This is a genomic window from Pelosinus fermentans JBW45 (assembly GCF_000271665.2).
In the GTDB taxonomy this organism is placed as follows: domain Bacteria; phylum Bacillota; class Negativicutes; order DSM-13327; family DSM-13327; genus Pelosinus; species Pelosinus baikalensis.
Genome location: NZ_CP010978.1, coordinates 4,266,090 through 4,283,738, shown reverse-complemented (window position 1 = coordinate 4,283,738; position 17,649 = coordinate 4,266,090). Strand labels below are relative to the sequence as shown.

Here is a 17,649-nt window from a genome sequence, read left to right as displayed (position 1 = left end):
GTAATGAAAGTAAGCGTTATCGGTGCAACAGGGTATGCTGGAGCGGAATTATTACGTATTTTAAGCAATCATCCAGAAGTAGAGGTTGCTGCGATTACCTCAGAAAGTCACACGGGTACGAGCATTGCAGAAATATATCCTCATCTGGCGGGGTTTTATGATAAAAAATTAACGAGCATGAACGATCTTGACCAATTTGCTGATAGTCAGGCGGTATTTATTGGTTTGCCTCATGGTCATGCCATGGCAATTGGCAGACCATTGGCAGAGCAAGGCATAAAAGTGATTGATTTAGGAGCTGATTATCGTTTTCGTGATGAATCCATATATGAAGCTTGGTATAAAGTAGAACATACTCACCGTAATTCCGGTGCGGTATATGGGCTGACAGAACTATATCGTCAGCAAATCAAGACGGCCAGTATTGTAGGTAATGCAGGTTGTTATACTACGGCTAGTATTTTAGCCTTGGCTCCTTTGGCAAAATCCCATTTAATTGATACTAAAAATATTGTAGTAGATGCTAAATCAGGCGTTTCCGGTGCGGGACGCGGACTCAGTCAGAACGTTCATATGGCAGAGATGTCTGAAAATCTGAAAGCTTATAGTATTGCAGGGCATCGTCATACACCTGAGATTGAACAGGCATTACAGGAGATTTCCGGTCAGGATTCTCTGATCAGCTTTACACCTCATTTGATTCCCATGTCACGAGGAATCTTGAGTACTTGCTATGCTGCCTTGCAAGAAGGAGTAAAACCGGAAGACGTTGATCAGGCATTTTATGAGATGTATGGTCAAGAATTCTTTATCAGGCTCTTAGGACGGGGCGGGTATCCTGCTGTGAAGCATACGCGAGGGTCTAATTTCTGTGATTTAGGCTGGCACATCGATTCTCGTACCAACAGAGTCATTGTGGTATCGGCGATTGATAATTTAGTAAAAGGTGCAGCAGGTCAGGCTGTACAGAATTTAAATGTAATGTTTGGTTTGGACGAAGGCAGCGGCTTAAAGCAAGTTGCGTTATACCCTTGAATTAGCTTGGAATTATAAGGAGGTTTCTTACATGTATACAGAAATTAAAGGCGGTATTACAGCACCTAAAGGATTTAAGGCTGCTGGAGTGCAGGCAGGGATAAAAAAGAGCGGTAAACATGATGTAGCAGTCATTTACAGTACAGTACCTGCTAGTGTGGCAGGAGTATGTACGACAAATACCATGGCAGCAGCTCCAGTGGCTGTATCTCGTTTAGCTTTTGAAAGCGGTATTGCTTCTGCGATTGTTGTGAATTCTGGATGTGCCAATGCTTGCACGGGTGAACAGGGACTTTCTGACGCCAATGCGATGGCTCAAATTACAGCCGATCTTCTAAGCATACCAAAGGAAGATGTTTTAGTGGCATCTACAGGTATTATTGGAGTGACACTGCCAATGGAGAAAGTAACAGCGGGCATAAAAGCAGCTGTTGCCCAGTTAGGTCCAGATGAACAAGATTATTCTACCCAGGCGATTATGACTACGGATACGTTCCAAAAGCATTGTGCTTATGAATTTAAGCTAGGTGGTGTGCCTGTACGTATTGCTGGTATTGCCAAGGGATCAGGAATGATTCACCCTAATATGGCTACGATGCTGGCATTTATTACAACGGATGCTGCTATTGCTCCGGCTCTGCTGAAACAAGCGTTGACAGATGCTGTGAATGTATCGTTTAATATGATTTCTGTAGATGGAGATACTAGTACGAATGATATGGCAACCGTACTGGCAAATGGCTTGGCAGGCAATAAAAAGATTGAGACTAAGAATGAGGATTACGCTGCCTTTACAAAAATACTCACAGAAGTATGCATTTATTTAGCAAAAAAAATTGTTGTTGACGGTGAAGGTGCAACAAAGTTCTTGGAACTGAATGTAACAGGAGCTGCCAGTTTTGCCGATGCGAAAAAGACTGCCATGGCGATTGCGAAATCACCTTTGGTTAAAACCGCATTCTTTGGTGAAGATGCCAATTGGGGACGAATTTTATGTGCTGTAGGTTATTCAGAAGCAGCGGCAGATCCTACTAAAATATCCTTGTCCATTGGTGATTTGACCATTGTAAAACAAGGTCTAGGTGTTACAATTGACGAACTTGAATTAAAAAAAATTATGGCTGAACATGATATTAGAGTCGTTGTGGACTTAGGATTAGGCCAAGCAGAAGCTACGATGTGGACTTGTGATTTTTCTTATGAATATGTAAAAATTAACGGAGAATACCATACATAAGGAGGTAGAAATGTGAAAAATTCCTTGGAAACTGCTGCCGTATTAATTGAAACCTTGCCATATATGCAGGATTTTTATGGCAAAACAGTGGTAATTAAATATGGCGGTAATGCCATGATTAATAGTGAATTGAAAAATAGTGTAATTCAAGATATTACATTATTAAAATATGTAGGAATGAGACCCATCGTTGTTCATGGCGGTGGTCCGGAAATTACCAGTGTTTTAAATAAATTCGGTAAAAAGACAGAGTTTATCAGTGGTCTTAGGGTAACAGACGAAGAAACGGTATCCATTGCAGAAATGGTGCTTGTTGGTAAAATTAATACAGAAATTGTGAACTTGCTGAATCGCCATGGATCCAAAGCAGTAGGCTTAAGCGGGAAAGATGCCAACTTGATACTTGCAAAAAAACATTTTGCTGAAGTACATGAAAATGGTGGAATCAGCATGGTAGACATTGGGTTTGTGGGAGAAGTAGAATCAATCAATACCAATATACTCAATACCCTTATCGACAGCGGTTACATTCCTGTTATTGCACCCATTGGAGTAGGGAAAAACGGTGAAAGCTACAACATTAATGCCGATTATGTAGCGGGCGAAGTCGCAGGTGCTCTGGGGGCCGAAAAACTAATCATGTTAACAGATGTAGAAGGGATTTATCGCGATTATCAAGATAAAGGCTCCTTTATCTCCTCTTTATCTCTTGAGGAAGCCCAACAGATGATCGCACAAGGAAGTATCGGAGGCGGCATGATTCCTAAGGTAGAAACATGCATCAAAGCGTTGCAGGGTGGCACTGGAAAAACACATATTATTGACGGAAGACAGCCTCATTCCATATTACTTGAAATATTTACTTCTCAAGGTATCGGTACACAGGTTGTAAAATAAAAGGGTGTTTGAAAAAAAATTACATGAAGGAGGACGTAACGATATGAAAACACAAGAGATTATTCAAACCGTTGATGACAATTACATGCCGGTATTTGCCCGTTATAGCATTGCATTATCACACGGTGAGGGTCCGTATGTGTATGATAATGACGGTAAGAAGTACTTGGATTTTCTAGCTGGTATTGCAGTAAATGTGCTAGGCCATGGGCATCCTGCCTTAGTGGCAGCGATTAGCCAGCAGGCTGGAAAATTGATTCATTGCTCCAATTTATACTACACAGAAGTGCAGGCAAAATTGGTGGAAAGTTTAGCGAAAGTCAGTGGTCTGGGGAAAGTTTTTATGGCAAACAGCGGTGCCGAGGCCAATGAAGGCGCCATAAAACTAGCTCGCAAGTATGCAAAAAAAATAAATGCAGATAAAGTCGAGATTATTAGTGCTCAGCATTGTTTTCATGGGCGAACGTTAGCGACTCTTACTGCCACTGCCCAGCCTAAATATCAGAAAGGGTACGAACCTCTGCCTGGTGGCTTTAACTATGTGCCTTTTAATGATATAGAGGCTCTTAAAGCTGCTGTAACGGAAAAAACTTGTGCGATTCTTCTTGAACCCATTCAAGGGGAAGGCGGCATCAACATGCCGGATGAAACGTATTTACAGCAAGTACGCCAGTTGTGTAATGAAAAGGAAATACTGCTTATACTCGATGAAATCCAAACAGGTATGGGACGTACTGGTACGATGTTTGCTTATGAGCAATATGGCATTGTCCCTGATATCGTCACATTAGCAAAAGGATTAGGAGGCGGCGTGCCCATTGGTGCGTTTATTGCCAGTGATAAAGTAGCTTCTGTTTTTACCAGCGGTGACCATGGTTCCACCTTTGGCGGTAATCCACTGGCTTGTGCGGCTGCTAATGCTGTACTATTGGCGATTAAGGAAGAAGGATTGCTGGCAAATGCCAAAGAATTAGGAAACTACTTTGCAAAAGGCTTGCTAGTCTTACAAGCTAAGTATCCTAAGTTAATTACCCAGGTACGTGGCAAAGGTCTGATGCTCGGGGCGCAGTTAACTCTTCCCGGCAGAGATATTGTAAATGCTTGTTTGGCAAAAGGTGTGATTATCAACTGCACCGCAGGTGATGTATTACGATTTGTTCCACCGCTTACCATTGAGCGTGCTCATGTGGATGAAGTATTGGCTGTGCTGGATGCAGTGCTGGCTGAAATATAAGAATAAAAGAAAGTTATATTGCAAGGATGATATAACTATGTATGGGGGTTATTGTTGTGGGTATAGAGGTGAAGGATTTATTATCTATTCATGATTTGTCGACAAAAGAAATCAATGACATATTGGACTTGGCTAAAACGCTAAAAACACAGTTGAAAAACGGTGAACAGCATCATTTGCTAAAAGGAAAAACGCTGGGAATGATCTTTCAAAAAGCATCGACCCGTACCAGAGTCTCTTTTGAAGTAGGTATGTGGCAGCTAGGCGGTGCAGCGTTATTTCTAAATGCCAATGATATGCAAATTGGCCGAGGGGAACCTGTCAAAGATACTGCCCGTGTATTATCACGGTATGTAGATGGTATCATGATTCGCACTTTTTCCCATGATGAAGTGATCGAACTGGCTCAGTTTGCTACGATACCAGTGATTAATGCTCTCACAGATTTGATGCATCCTTGCCAAGCGTTAACAGATATATTTACGGTCTTAGAACATAAAGGAAGGCTGCAAGGGTTAAAGATGGTTTATATTGGTGACGGCAACAACATGGTAAATTCCTTGTTGCAGGCTTGTGCAAAAGTCGGTATGGATATTTCCATTGCTACACCAAAAGGTTATGAACCAGATGCTGCTATTGTAGCGGAGGCTTTAACCGTTGCAGCCGAGACTGGCAGTAAGATTGTATTGTGTGAAGATCCTCTTGAAGCTGCTAAAGATGCAGATGTGTTGTATACCGATGTATGGGCAAGTATGGGCAAGGAGATCGAACAAGAAGACAGACGAGAAGTATTTGTCAATTACCAGATCAATCAAAACGTAATGAATGTTGCCAAAAAAGATGCCATCGTTTTACACTGCCTGCCAGCCCACAGAGGGGAAGAAATTACGGAAGAAGTTCTGGAAAGCAAGCAATCTGTTGTCTTCGATCAGGCAGAAAATCGTTTGCATGTACAAAAAGCAATTATGGTTTTATTAATGGGAAAATGAAGCAGCGCACCAAATCTTTGTAAAAAGATTTATGTAAGCTACGCGACCTTAGCATCGTAATGCTAACATCATTTTAATTTTACAAACTGCTCAATATAGAAACGACAATTTAAAACAAGGGGGATTACAAAAATGAGTGAAATTAAAAAAGTAGTATTAGCCTATTCTGGAGGATTGGATACTTCGGTTATTATTCCGTGGCTGAAAGAAAACTATAACTGCGAAGTAATTGCTATGTGTGCGGATGTCGGTCAAGGGGATGAACTAGCACCTGTACACGATAAGGCCCTTAAATCTGGAGCCAGTAAAGTATATATTGAAGATTTAAAACAAGAGTTTGTGGAAAGTTATGTTTGGCCTACTTTGAAGGCTGGTGCTGTATATGAAGGGAAATATTTGTTAGGTACTTCTTTTGCGAGACCGATTATTGCGAAAGCCTTAGTCGCCATTGCGGAAAAAGAAGGGGCAGATGCCATCGCCCATGGTGCGACAGGTAAAGGTAACGACCAAGTACGTTTTGAACTTACCGTAAAAGCATTAGCACCTCATTTGAAAATTATTGCTCCTTGGAGACTGTGGGATATTCGTTCCCGTGAAGATGCCTTTGATTATGCTGAAAAACACAACATTCCTATTCCCGTAGCAAAAAGCCGTCCTTACAGCATGGATCGTAATATCTGGCATTTGAGCCATGAAGGTGCAGATTTAGAAAATCCAGCAAATGAACCAATGGATGATGTATATCTGGTATCAAAATCTCCTGAGAATGCACCGGATAAAGCGGTTTATGTAGACATCTGCTTTGAGAAAGGTATTCCAGTAGCCGTTGATGGTGAAAAACTTGGTGCCGTAGCACTATTAGAGAAATTAAATATTCTTGGTGCCCAGCATGGTATCGGGATTACAGATATCGTAGAGAATCGTTTGGTAGGTATGAAATCTCGCGGCGTATATGAAAATCCAGGCGGATCTATTTTGTACTATGCACATCGGGAATTAGAATATTTGACCTTGGATCGGGCAACGATGCATTATAAAGAACAAGTCGCGATTCGCTATGCAGAACTTGTATATGATGGCATGTGGTTTTCTCCATTAAAAGAATCCTTGGACGCATTTGTTGATTCCACGCAGCAGACGGTGACCGGTACGGTTCGTTTGAAATTATACAAAGGTAATATTATGAGTGCTGGATCTAAATCTCCATACTCTTTATACCATGAAGGATTCGTAACCTTTGGTCGTGATGAAGTGTATAACCAGAAAGATGCAGAAGGCTTTATTAACCTTTTCGGCTTGCCATTAAAAGTCAGAGCACTAATGCTGAAAGAGGCGGAAAAGAAATGAGTAAGTTATGGGGCGGTAGATTTGCCAAAAATACAGATGTAATGGTGGAGGAATTTACCTCCTCCATTTCTTTTGATAAGCGTATGTACGCAGAAGATATTGCAGGGAGCATTGCTCATGCTGCGATGCTGGCCAAGTGCAGCATTATTGCCAAGGAAGAAGCAGATACGATTATTGAAGGACTTAAAACCATATTAACAGATATTGAAGCTGGTAATTTTAGTTTTGAAATATCCTTGGAAGACATCCATATGAATATTGAAAAGCGCTTAACAGAACGCATTGGAGCAGTGGGGGGAAAACTTCATACCGCTCGCAGCCGTAATGACCAAGTTGCCTTAGATACTCATATGTATTTGAAACACGAAATTGCAGCGATTGGTACCTTGCTGCAGGATTTGCAGCAGGCCATTGTGGAAGTGGCGCAAAAACACCAAGGTGTGGTTATGCCTGGCTATACTCACCTGCAAAGGGCACAGCCTATTTTGTTCTCTCATCATATGATGGCGTACTTTTCCATGTTAACCCGTGACTTTAGACGACTAAAAGGTGTATGGGAAGGAACAGACATTCTGCCATTAGGGGCAGGAGCTTTAGCTGGTACTACTTTTCCCATTGATAGACACTTTGTGGCAGAGCAGCTTAATTTCAGCCAAGTATATGAAAATAGTATGGATGCAGTGAGCGATCGAGACTATATTTTAGAGTTCTTATCCTTTGCCTCGATTCTCATGATGCACCTTAGCCGAATCAGTGAAGAGATTATTTTATGGTCTTCAACAGAGTTTTCCTTTATTGAATTAGATGACAGTCATTGTACTGGCTCTAGCATTATGCCGCAGAAGAAGAACCCCGATGTGGCAGAATTGGTCCGTGGGAAAACCGGGCGGGTTTTTGGTCATTTAATGGCCTTATTGACCACAGCCAAAGGGTTGCCATTAGCCTATAATAAGGACTTGCAGGAAGACAAAGAAGGTATGTTTGACACCATTGATACATTAAAATTTAGTTTAAGCGTATATGCTTCGATGTTAAGAGCAATGAAGGTAAATGAAGAAGTTATGGGCTCCGCAGTACGCAACGATTTTTCCAATGCTACGGATATGGCCGATTATCTGGTGAAAAAAGGCTTGCCTTTCCGTCAGGCTCATGAAGTCGTAGGAAAGTCTGTGGCTTATTGCCTGGGGGCTAATAAGTGGCTGATGGATTTATCCTTAGCTGAGTTTAAAGAATTTTCCCCTCTATTTGAAACTGATATTCTTGAAGCCATAAAAGTGGAAACTTGTGTAGATGCTCGGAATTCTTATGGTGGAACTTCGTCCACTGGAGTAAAACAGCAATTTACGGTAGCTCAGGATATCTTAAAGAAGCAGCAAAGTGTACTTGACATGTATACAAAAGGCAATATATAATAACCATAAATTAGAGCAATGTAGCAGACCCTGTAAAGCGTTTTTGGAGTAAGAAAGCAGCTGCTTTCTTACATTCCATTAAGACGGCTAGGGGTCTGTCTGTTGCATTAAGAAGTTGATGTTTGTGAGATCTTTCTTCAATGAAACTGCAAAGGCGCAGAGTATGCTGGTAGTCCTATGCGCTTTTGTGGTGAAAAGGACTGCCAGCGTTTTTCTTAAATAATAAGGAGGCACTCTACTATGACTGAAATCGCATTTACAAAAAGCAATACACTTGGGATAATGCCGCCTGAGGAACAGCTAGGGTTTGGCAAATATTTTACCGATCATATGTTTACGATGGATTATGATCCTGAAAATGGGTGGCACAATCCGGCAGTTATTCCTTATAATGAATATTCTGTTTTACCGGCGGCAATGGTTTTTCATTATGGGCAAGCAATTTTTGAAGGAATGAAAGCATTTCGTACGGAAGATGATCGGATTATTGTTTTCCGCACGAAAGATTATTTGGCACGGTTCAATCGTTCTGCAGATGCTCTGTGTATTCCAAATATTGATATAGATGTGGTGACCGAAGGTTTAAAGAAGGTAATTGAAGTAGATAAAGCATGGGTACCAACCAAAGTAGGTACAGCTTTGTATATCAGACCTTTTATTATTGCTACTGATCCGTATGTAGGGGTAAAAGTATCAGATACCTATAAATTATTTATCTTATTATCACCAGTAGGTGCTTACTACGCGGCAGGGTTCAATCCTGTAAACATTAAAGTGGAAGACAAATACGTACGTGCTACCTTAGGCGGCTTAGGAGAAGCAAAAACTCCTGCCAATTATGCGATGAGCTTAAGAGCACAAGAAGAAGCTAAAAAAGAAGGCTTTGCTCAAGTATTGTGGCTCGATGCTGTAGAACGTAAATACATTGAAGAAGTCGGTACCATGAATATTTTCTTCAAAATTAACGGAGAATTGATTACTCCTGATTTAGTTGGCAGCATTTTAGGCGGCATGACAAGAAGAACCGTATTAGAATTGGCGAAGGCATGGGGTGTAAAAGTTTCAGAACGCCGCATTTCGGTGGAAGAAGTTTTTGCAGCCCACGAGAAAGGGCAGCTGGAAGAAGTCTTTGGTACAGGAACAGCAGCTGTTATTTCTCCTGTTGGAGAATTGTCCTGGAAAGGTAAAAAGATTACGATTAATCAGAATCAGACAGGAGACTTTGCCAAAAAGTTATTTGATACCGTGACAGACATACAATATGGTAAAGTGGAAGATACATTTGGCTGGGTTGACGAAGTAACCAAATTATAGATTAAAAATTAAAAAAAATGTCCAAAATAATACCTCTGACACTCTGAGGTATTATTTTTTTATTTATAAGTGGAAATATTAAAGGTTTTCCGTAATATTGGGTAGAATAAATTAATATTTATTGTTATTATTCTTACGATTATGATGAGGAGTTTGGCGTATGTTGCTACAAATTCAAGGAATTATCTCTACGATTAGTTTATTAGATCTTCTGGATATGGTCATAGTGGCTTTTGTTTTGTATAAGCTGTATGTCATGATCCGCGACACAAGAGCTCTGGCTTTACTGAAAGGGCTGATTGTGCTTTTAATTGCCACCGTTATCAGTAAATGGCTGGGACTTAATGTGATCAACTGGTTATTGAACAAAACCATGACAGTCGTTTTGGTAGCCTTGCCGATTGTTTTTCAGCCAGAGCTTAGACGTGCCTTAGAACAACTAGGTCGAGGAAATTTATTCAAGAAAAGTGTGTTCTTGGATGAACAGGAACAAGAAAGTTTATTAGATGAACTAGGAAAAGCTGTAGCTGTGCTAGCTAAAAATAAAATTGGCGCTCTTATTGTACTAGAACGAGAAACCGGTCTTAGTGATTATATTGAAACCGGAATCAAAGTAGATGGTCTTGTTTCCAATGAGTTTTTAATTAATATTTTTATTCCTAATACCCCTATGCATGATGGGGCAGCCATCTTAAGAGGAAGTCGAATTATGGCAGCAGGCTGTTTACTGCCATTGACGGAAGATCGAAGTTTGAATAAAGAATTGGGTACAAGACACAGAGCCGCGATTGGTATTACGGAGCAGTCAGATGCGGCAGTGGTGATCGTGAGTGAAGAAACAGGAATTATTTCCCTAGCCCGAGGTGGGAGACTGGTACGAGATCTGGATGCAGAGTCATTAAAAGAAAAAATACGTCCGTTGTTTACCAGTAAAAATCACACCTTCGGCAACTTCTTGAACTGGAGGCAGTATTCATAATGGATAGACTTCCAAAGAAAAATATGACAGCAAAAATTATAGCACTCATTTGTGCAATTATTTTATGGATTTTCGTAATGAATGAACAAAATCCTCCTGTAGAAATAAATATGGAGATTCCTCTGGAAGTACGCAATCTTTCTAGCACCGTTGTAGCTGTGGATGTTCCTGACTCGGTTCGAATCAGAGTACGAGGGCCAAGGACGATTATTGCCGGACTTGCGAAACAGGATATCAAGACATACGTTGATTTAAAAGGTTTATCAGAAGGCGTTAATACCGCCAAAGTGCATACCACGATTCCCACAAGTATTGAAGTGGTGGAAGTCAGTCCTGATCCTATTACTTTTCACTTAGACAGCATTGTCAGCCGGCAGGTTCCCGTGGAAGTGAAATTAAGCGGTGCACCACCTGCTGATATCATCGTAGACAAAATAACCTACAGCTCTCAGAATGTCGTTGTGGTGGGACCCAAAGGTCTATTAGAGACAGCGGCTAAAGCTGTAGCCTATGTAGACGTGGCAGGAAAAAGCGAGGATTTCACTTTAGGGGTTCCCTTGAAGTTGTTAGATCACAATGGTAAGGGCGTAGGAGAAGGTCTGCAAATGAAGCCCAATAGTATGTATGTTTCTTTATTCTTTGTCCCCAGTGTCGTTAAAAAGACCGTTGATATTAAACCGAATATGACAGGACAGTTAGCAAAAGATGTTGCGCTAAAACAAATTCTTACGAACCCAAATAAAATAGAGGTCAGCGGTAGCCGCCAAATCATAGACAAAATTGATGCAGTTTATACCGAACCGATTAGCTTGGATGGAATTGATAAAGATGTGGAAGTGGAAGGAAAACTGCAGGTACGAGAAGGCGTTACCTATAGTAGAAACACTATAAAAGTGAATATTACTGTAATCAAACAGCAATGATAGAAATATGGCAATGCGAAGGAGCGAAAATCGTTGTTACGGATCATTAATATGCGGGTGCTGCTAGACAATGAGACATCTTTAAATAAGTTGGCAGCAAAAAGGCTTAAAATACCACCCCAAGCTGTGCTTGAGGTGGTCATTGTACGTCGGGCTTTAGACGCTCGTCGAAAAAGTAATATTAGTTTTGTTTACACTCTGGATGTGAAGGTTGCACTACCCGAAGGCCAAGTGCTGTCGCGTTTGAAAGGTGATAAGGATATATCTGTAGCCAAGGAATATGTGCCAGAAGTGATTGTACAAGGGCAGGATACATTAGAACACCCCCCAGTTGTGATTGGTTTTGGACCTGCTGGCATGCTGGCAGCCTTGACCTTGGCGCAGCATGGTTATAAGCCAATTCTATTAGAACGGGGACGAAATATTGAGCAGCGAACCCGGGATGTAAGTATGTTCTGGCAGACGGGGCAGTTTGATGCCATTTCCAATGTGCAGTTTGGCGAAGGGGGAGCAGGTACCTTTTCTGATGGTAAGCTGACCACTCGCGTCAATGATCCTCTCATGCGCCAAGTTCTGGATATTTTGATTAAGGCCGGAGCACCAGAAGAAATCGCCTATTTGCATAAGCCCCATATTGGTACAGACAAACTGCGTGAAATCGTAAAATCCATCAGGCAAGAGATTATTGCTTTAGGTGGACGAGTGGAATTTGAATCCAAGGTTACCAATATTGACGTAAAAGAAGGACAGCTAAAAGGTATAGTTGTTAATGGGACTACTTACATACCCTGCTGTGCAGCCCTATTTGCGATTGGGCACAGCGCTCGGGATACCTATGAGATGCTGCACCAGCAAGGAGTGGCCATGGAGGCAAAAGCCTTCTCCATGGGGGTACGAATTGAACATCCCCAAGAAGTGATTGATACATCTCAATATGGCATATCGGCAGGACACCCGCAGCTAAAGGCAGCGGATTATGCTCTTGTCTATCATGCAAAAGACACTGGTCGTACGGCCTATTCTTTTTGCATGTGTCCAGGCGGTCTGGTAGTGGCTGCTTCCTCTGAAATTGGAGGAGTGGTGACCAATGGTATGAGTTTGTACAAAAGGGCTTCAGGAGTGGCTAACAGCGCTTTGGTGGTCAATGTAACGCCGGAGGATTTTGGTGGCGAAGTCTTAGGCGGTATCAATTTTCAGCGTAAATATGAGCAATTGGCTTTTGTCTGTGGCGGCGGCAATTATCATGCTCCTTTGCAGACTGTAGGTGATTTTCTTGCAGGGACAACTGGCAGTACCGCTTTTGCAACGAAGCCTAGCTATAGGCCGGGAGTACAGGCAGCGGACTTGCGCCAATGCTTGCCTGATTTTGTAACCAATACCCTTGCACAAGCATTGCCAGATTTTGAACGTAAAATTAAAGGCTTTGCCAGTCCGGAGGCGGTTATGATTGGGGTAGAAACGAGAACCTCAGCTCCAGTTCGAATCTTGCGTGGCAGTGATTATCAGTCGTTAAATACGAAAGGGTTATATCCAATTGGGGAAGGTGCCGGCTATGCTGGCGGTATCATGAGTGCCGCACTTGACGGCCTTAATTCCGCAATTTCGATAATAAAAAAGAGCAAGGTCTAAGAAAAGGGGGAACGTAAAATATATGGGTAGACTTTTTGGAACAGATGGCGTACGTGGGGTAGCCAATGCACAGTTAACGCCAGAATTAGCTTTTAAATTAGGCTGGGCAGCAACAACCTATTTTGGTAGAGAATATCATACCAGTCCGGTCATGGTGATTGGTCGTGACACACGGGTTTCAGGACATATGCTTGAAGCTGCATTAGCAGCTGGGATTTGCTCCGCAGGAGGGCAGGCAATATTATTAGGGGTGGTTCCCACTCCGGCAGTAGCCTATTTAGCAGGAAAAATCAATGCCCAAGCTGGGATTGTTATTTCTGCATCTCATAATCCATATCCTGATAACGGAATCAAATTCTTTGCAGGGTCAGGTTATAAATTGCCTGATGCTGTAGAAGATAAACTGGAAGAACTGGTATTTACCTATAAAGAAGACATGGAGCGCCCTGTTGGTGATGGAGTTGGCACCATACTGCATCGCCATGATCTACTAAAGGAATATATCGATTATTTAGTAAATACAGTGGATGTAGATTTCACAGGATTAAAAATGGTAGTGGATTGTGCTCATGGAGCAGCCTATGAAGTAGGACCGATCGTATATGAACGGCTAGGTGCCAAGGTCATTACCATAAATAATAAACCTACAGGCATTAATATCAATGCGAACTGTGGTTCTACCCATATGGAAGGACTGCAAGAAGCTGTAGTCCACCATAAAGCCGATTTTGGCATTGCCCATGATGGTGATGCAGATCGCTGCCTGGCAGTGGATGAAAAAGGTGTTATCGTTGATGGTGATCAAATGATGGTCATTTGTGCACTAGATCGATTAAAGGCGAACAAACTAAAAGATAATACCTTAGTTGCCACTGTGATGAGTAATATTGGTTTATACCAAGCGATAAAAAAGGCAGGCGGTAAAGTCGAAGTAACAGCAGTAGGTGACCGTTATGTACTAGAAGCGATGCTGGAAAAATCATTCATGCTAGGTGGAGAACAATCAGGACATGTGATATTTGCCGAGCATAGTACAACAGGGGATGGTATATTAACAGCCCTTCAATTAATTGCAGCTTTGAAAAAGAGCGGTAAGAGCATGGCGGAACTCGCAGGTGTTATGACTCGTTATCCTCAATTGCTGGTGAATGTTTCTGTAGCAAGTAAAGATGGCTGGGAAAAAAATGAGGCGATTTCTCGCTCCATCGAAAAAAGCAATGCCCAGTTAGGAGAAAATGGACGCATCTTAGTTCGTCCTTCCGGTACAGAGCAATTAATTCGTGTCATGGCTGAAGGTCCATGTATGACAGAGTTGGAGCAGATTGTGCATGAAATCGCTGCTGTGGTAAAAAAAGAACAAGGATGAGTTGACCAAAGTCATTGTTTATATTACAATGTAAATGCAAAGGAGCACAATGGTGCTCCTTTGCATATGTATAGTATTATAGTAGGGGGTGAGAAATGGATAAAGCAAAGAAGATTGGTGGAAACTACATTTTACAAGAGATCAGAACCAAAAGTAACTCATTATAGCGCTGGAGCTTGCGTGACATAGTACCACATCTCGGTGGCAGCCTGTATAAGGGCGTGTTGACGTAAAGCTGACGAGGAAGAGGTTTATCGAGACGATTCAGCGGATACCTCTCGGCTACTCTGCGGCCGTTAAACAGCGACAAAACTGTAAGGCAACTTGCAGGACAAAACGACTGAGGCAGATTGACAGAATGATTTGAATTTTATTTGAAAATTAGGAGGAATTACCATATGTGTGGTATCGTTGGCTATATAGGCCCTGAACAGGCCTCAACATTTTTGATGGATGGTTTAAGTAAACTGGAATATCGGGGTTATGATTCTGCAGGAATTGCTGTATATGATGGAACACAGATTCATGTAGAAAAAAGTGTAGGTCGCTTAGCAAATTTAGAAAAGAAATTAGAAAGCAACCAACTTGTTGGGAGCATAGGTATTGGGCACACTCGCTGGGCAACTCATGGTCGTCCTTCTGATGTAAACTCCCATCCTCATACGGACTGCTCAGGAGATTTTGTTGTAGTGCATAATGGTATTATTGAAAACTACATGCACTTAAAAGAAAAACTCATTGCAAAAGGTCATATTTTTGCTTCTGAGACAGATACGGAAGTAGTAGCTCATCTAGTAGAAGAATACTACAAAGGTGATTTTGAAGCGGCAGTAAAGCAAGTATTATCAGAAATTGAAGGCTCCTATGCCTTAGTATTTATGACAAAACATGAGCCAGATAAAATTATCTGCACGAAACAAGACAATCCATTGGTCATTGGTTTAGGAGAAGGCGAGAATTTTATCGCATCTGACATTCCAGCCATCATTAATCGCACCCGCAGAACCTATATCTTAAGTGACGGAGAATTGGCTGTTGTCACCAAAGACTCTGTATGGGTTATGAATCGTCAAGGGGTCCCCATTACCAAAAAAGTATTTGAAGTACATTGGGATGCAGAAGCTGCTGAAAAAGGCGGCTATGAACATTTCATGATCAAAGAAATCTATGAACAGCCAAGAGCCATTCGAGAAACCATGTCCAGCCGTTTAGCAAAAGATGATAGTCACATCATCTTGGATGAACTAAAATGGACCAAACAAGAAATGGCAGCGATCAAAAAAATAGTGGTTGTAGCTTGCGGCACTGCTTATAATGCTGGTCTTGTAGGCAAATATTATCTTGAATCCTTGTCTCGTATACCTGTAGAAGTAGACGTAGCTTCTGAATTCCGCTACCGTTCACCTCTAGTGGATGAAAATACCTTAGCGATTGTGGTGAGCCAATCCGGTGAAACACTAGACACTTTAGCCGCTTTGAAAGAAGCAAAACGTCTTGGAGCGAAAACACTGGCAATTACTAATGTAGTTGGATCTTCGATTTCTCGGGAAGCGGATCAAGTCATCTATACTTGGGCAGGTCCAGAAATTGCGGTAGCTTCCACAAAAGCATATACGACCCAACTAGTTCTCATGAGCATGTTGGCGATCTATATTGCAGGACTCCGTGATACCATTTCAGCAGAACGCAGTCGTGAGCTAATTTCTGGTTTGCGTAATCTGCCAGCCCAATTGCATGAAATATTAGAAGATGTGGAATCCATTAAAACCTTTGCCCAAAAATATGGTTTTAACGAAGATGTATTCTTCATCGGTCGTTCTTTAGATTATGCTGTAGCCTTAGAAGGCGCATTGAAGCTGAAAGAAATTTCCTATATTCATGCAGAAGCCTATGCTGCTGGAGAATTAAAACATGGTACATTAGCTCTCATTATTGAAGGTGTACCCGTTATCGCTCTAGCTACGCAACATGATGTATATGAAAAGACACTTAGCAACATCAAAGAAGTCAAAGCTCGTGATGCCATTGTTATTGGTATCGCTCAGCAAGGTGATGAACAGATCAAAAAATATGTGGATCACACCATCTTCATCCCACAAGCTGATAAATTCTTAGCACCAATCCTCGCTGTTCTTCCCCTCCAATTATTGGCCTACTACGCTGCCGTAACTCGCGGCTGCGACGTAGATAAACCAAGAAACTTGGCGAAGTCAGTAACGGTAGAATAATAAATTTATTGAATGACGGGGAGTGATTTCACTCCCCGTCATTTGTAATACGACACAGCGGACAAAATATACTGAATCAGATGTCAGGACGTTTCAGCAGCCGACGTCCTTTAACAAAATGTGCTTAATAATCCACGCAACAACATAAGAGAGCGTATTGTGAAGTTTTATAAGAAAGACCTCAAATAAGGCAAACACGATGTTTTATAGGGGAGGAACGTAATGATAAAGACGAATTTGATAATTCAAGGTATTCCTGCAATTCTGTGGGGAGAGCCATCGTCTAAACTATTTATTGCTGTTCACGGAAACATGTCGAGTAAGGATGATGACGCGATTGTAGTCTTTGCAGAAGAAGCAACTGCCAAAAGGTATCAGGTGCTGAGTTTTGACTTACCTGAACACGGAGACCGCAAAGATGAAGATTATGCTTGCAAAGTTCAAAACTGTGTTAGAGACCTTACTACTATCATGGATTATGCACGAACTATTTCAAATAATATAAGCTTGTTTGCTTGTAGCATGGGGGCATATTTCAGCTTACTTACATACCGGGACTTGCCACTCGAACAATGTCTGTTTCTTTCGCCTGTATTAAACATGGAGCGCATCATAAATAATATGATGTCATGGTTCAATGTAGGTGAGGAAAGATTAAAAGTCGAAAAAGAGATTGAAACGCCAATAGGACAAACACTCTACTGGGATTATTATTGCTATGTAAAATCCAATCCTATCGACACATGGAATAAGCCAACTGCGATTCTCTATGGTTCAGATGACAATCTTTCTGAGTTTGATGTAGTCTCAGATTTTGTTGAACGTTATCATTGCAAATTGCACGTCTTGGAACATGGGGAACATTATTTCCATACGAACGAACAATTGCGATATTTTAGACAGTGGCTGGGAGATACTATTTTTCAAGTCAAGCCCTGACCTCGTGCTTTTTACCGCTGCGAGACGTAGATGAGCCAAGAAACGTGGCGAAGTCCGTAGCAGTAGAATATTATGAACCGCTCCTGTCCTCAGAACGTTTGAGGGTAGGAGCGGTTTTGG

The 17,649-nt window shown here is 41.6% G+C and carries 14 protein-coding genes; all 14 read left to right on the top strand.

Going from position 1 to position 17,649, the window contains the following annotated elements; all coding sequences use genetic code 11:
- The first annotated feature begins 3 nt into the window (after nt 1-3).
- The 14 genes from argC to JBW_RS18865 all read left to right on the top strand — a co-directional run bounded on the left by argC (nt 4) and on the right by JBW_RS18865 (nt 17,529).
- Nucleotides 4-1,035 carry an N-acetyl-gamma-glutamyl-phosphate reductase gene (gene argC, locus JBW_RS18930; RefSeq protein ID WP_007961592.1) on the top strand — a complete coding sequence of 344 codons (1,032 nt, stop codon included), beginning with the start codon at nt 4-6 and terminating at the stop codon, nt 1,033-1,035.
- A gap of 31 nt (nt 1,036-1,066) precedes the next feature.
- Nucleotides 1,067-2,272: a bifunctional glutamate N-acetyltransferase/amino-acid acetyltransferase ArgJ gene (gene argJ / locus JBW_RS18925; RefSeq protein ID WP_007961597.1), complete on the top strand. Its 1,206-nt coding sequence runs from the start codon at nt 1,067-1,069 to the stop codon at nt 2,270-2,272.
- 12 nt (nt 2,273-2,284) lie between these two features.
- Nucleotides 2,285-3,169, top strand: coding sequence for an acetylglutamate kinase (gene argB / locus JBW_RS18920; RefSeq protein ID WP_007961599.1), 885 nt, complete (start codon nt 2,285-2,287; stop codon nt 3,167-3,169).
- A gap of 43 nt (nt 3,170-3,212) precedes the next feature.
- Nucleotides 3,213-4,403, top strand: a complete 1,191-nt coding sequence (locus JBW_RS18915) for an acetylornithine transaminase (protein WP_007961600.1) — start codon at nt 3,213-3,215, stop codon at nt 4,401-4,403.
- Between the two features lie 41 nt (nt 4,404-4,444).
- Complete coding sequence (argF, locus tag JBW_RS18910; RefSeq protein WP_235334029.1) at nt 4,445-5,392, top strand: ornithine carbamoyltransferase; 948 nt, start codon at nt 4,445-4,447, stop codon at nt 5,390-5,392.
- A gap of 132 nt (nt 5,393-5,524) precedes the next feature.
- Nucleotides 5,525-6,739 (top strand): argininosuccinate synthase, encoded by a 1,215-nt coding sequence (locus tag JBW_RS18905; protein ID WP_007961602.1) that lies wholly within the window; start codon nt 5,525-5,527, stop codon nt 6,737-6,739.
- A complete protein-coding gene (gene argH, locus JBW_RS18900) occupies nt 6,736-8,151 on the top strand; it encodes an argininosuccinate lyase (protein WP_007961603.1) in 1,416 nt (471 codons plus the stop codon). Before JBW_RS18905 ends, argH begins: the two co-directional genes overlap by 4 nt.
- A 240-nt stretch (nt 8,152-8,391) precedes the next feature.
- Entirely contained in the window at nt 8,392-9,465 is a 1,074-nt protein-coding gene (locus JBW_RS18895; protein WP_007961604.1) for a branched-chain amino acid aminotransferase, read from the top strand.
- A 160-nt stretch (nt 9,466-9,625) separates the two neighbouring features.
- Nucleotides 9,626-10,444, top strand: a complete 819-nt coding sequence (cdaA, locus tag JBW_RS18890) for a diadenylate cyclase CdaA (RefSeq protein ID WP_007961606.1) — start codon at nt 9,626-9,628, stop codon at nt 10,442-10,444.
- A complete protein-coding gene (locus tag JBW_RS18885; protein ID WP_007961609.1) occupies nt 10,444-11,367 on the top strand; it encodes a YbbR-like domain-containing protein in 924 nt (307 codons plus the stop codon). The genes cdaA and JBW_RS18885 overlap by 1 nt, the downstream gene beginning before the upstream one ends.
- A gap of 33 nt (nt 11,368-11,400) precedes the next feature.
- A complete protein-coding gene (locus tag JBW_RS18880; protein ID WP_007961610.1) occupies nt 11,401-12,996 on the top strand; it encodes an NAD(P)/FAD-dependent oxidoreductase in 1,596 nt (531 codons plus the stop codon).
- Between the two features lie 22 nt (nt 12,997-13,018).
- Nucleotides 13,019-14,362: a phosphoglucosamine mutase gene (glmM, locus tag JBW_RS18875; RefSeq protein ID WP_007961612.1), complete on the top strand. Its 1,344-nt coding sequence runs from the start codon at nt 13,019-13,021 to the stop codon at nt 14,360-14,362.
- 398 nt (nt 14,363-14,760) lie between these two features.
- The gene (gene glmS, locus JBW_RS18870; protein ID WP_007961614.1) at nt 14,761-16,590 is read left to right on the top strand and encodes a glutamine--fructose-6-phosphate transaminase (isomerizing); all 1,830 of its coding nucleotides are present in this window, start codon (nt 14,761-14,763) and stop codon (nt 16,588-16,590) included.
- A gap of 222 nt (nt 16,591-16,812) precedes the next feature.
- On the top strand, nt 16,813-17,529 hold the full coding sequence (locus tag JBW_RS18865; protein ID WP_007961616.1) for an alpha/beta hydrolase: 717 nt from the start codon (nt 16,813-16,815) through the stop codon (nt 17,527-17,529).
- Nucleotides 17,530-17,649 lie beyond the last annotated feature (120 nt).

Bases quoted from the DNA above. Each gene is read 5' to 3' on its own strand.
- argC (WP_007961592.1), top strand. From the start codon at position 4: ATGAAAGTAAGCGTTATCGGTGCAACAGGGTATGCTGGAGCGGAATTA.
- argJ (WP_007961597.1), top strand. From the start codon at position 1,067: ATGTATACAGAAATTAAAGGCGGTATTACAGCACCTAAAGGATTTAAG.
- JBW_RS18915 (WP_007961600.1), top strand. From the start codon at position 3,213: ATGAAAACACAAGAGATTATTCAAACCGTTGATGACAATTACATGCCG.
- argF (WP_235334029.1), top strand. From the start codon at position 4,445: ATGGGGGTTATTGTTGTGGGTATAGAGGTGAAGGATTTATTATCTATT.
- JBW_RS18905 (WP_007961602.1), top strand. From the start codon at position 5,525: ATGAGTGAAATTAAAAAAGTAGTATTAGCCTATTCTGGAGGATTGGAT.
- argH (WP_007961603.1), top strand. From the start codon at position 6,736: ATGAGTAAGTTATGGGGCGGTAGATTTGCCAAAAATACAGATGTAATG.
- JBW_RS18895 (WP_007961604.1), top strand. From the start codon at position 8,392: ATGACTGAAATCGCATTTACAAAAAGCAATACACTTGGGATAATGCCG.
- cdaA (WP_007961606.1), top strand. From the start codon at position 9,626: ATGTTGCTACAAATTCAAGGAATTATCTCTACGATTAGTTTATTAGAT.
- JBW_RS18885 (WP_007961609.1), top strand. From the start codon at position 10,444: ATGGATAGACTTCCAAAGAAAAATATGACAGCAAAAATTATAGCACTC.
- glmM (WP_007961612.1), top strand. From the start codon at position 13,019: ATGGGTAGACTTTTTGGAACAGATGGCGTACGTGGGGTAGCCAATGCA.
- glmS (WP_007961614.1), top strand. From the start codon at position 14,761: ATGTGTGGTATCGTTGGCTATATAGGCCCTGAACAGGCCTCAACATTT.
- JBW_RS18865 (WP_007961616.1), top strand. From the start codon at position 16,813: ATGATAAAGACGAATTTGATAATTCAAGGTATTCCTGCAATTCTGTGG.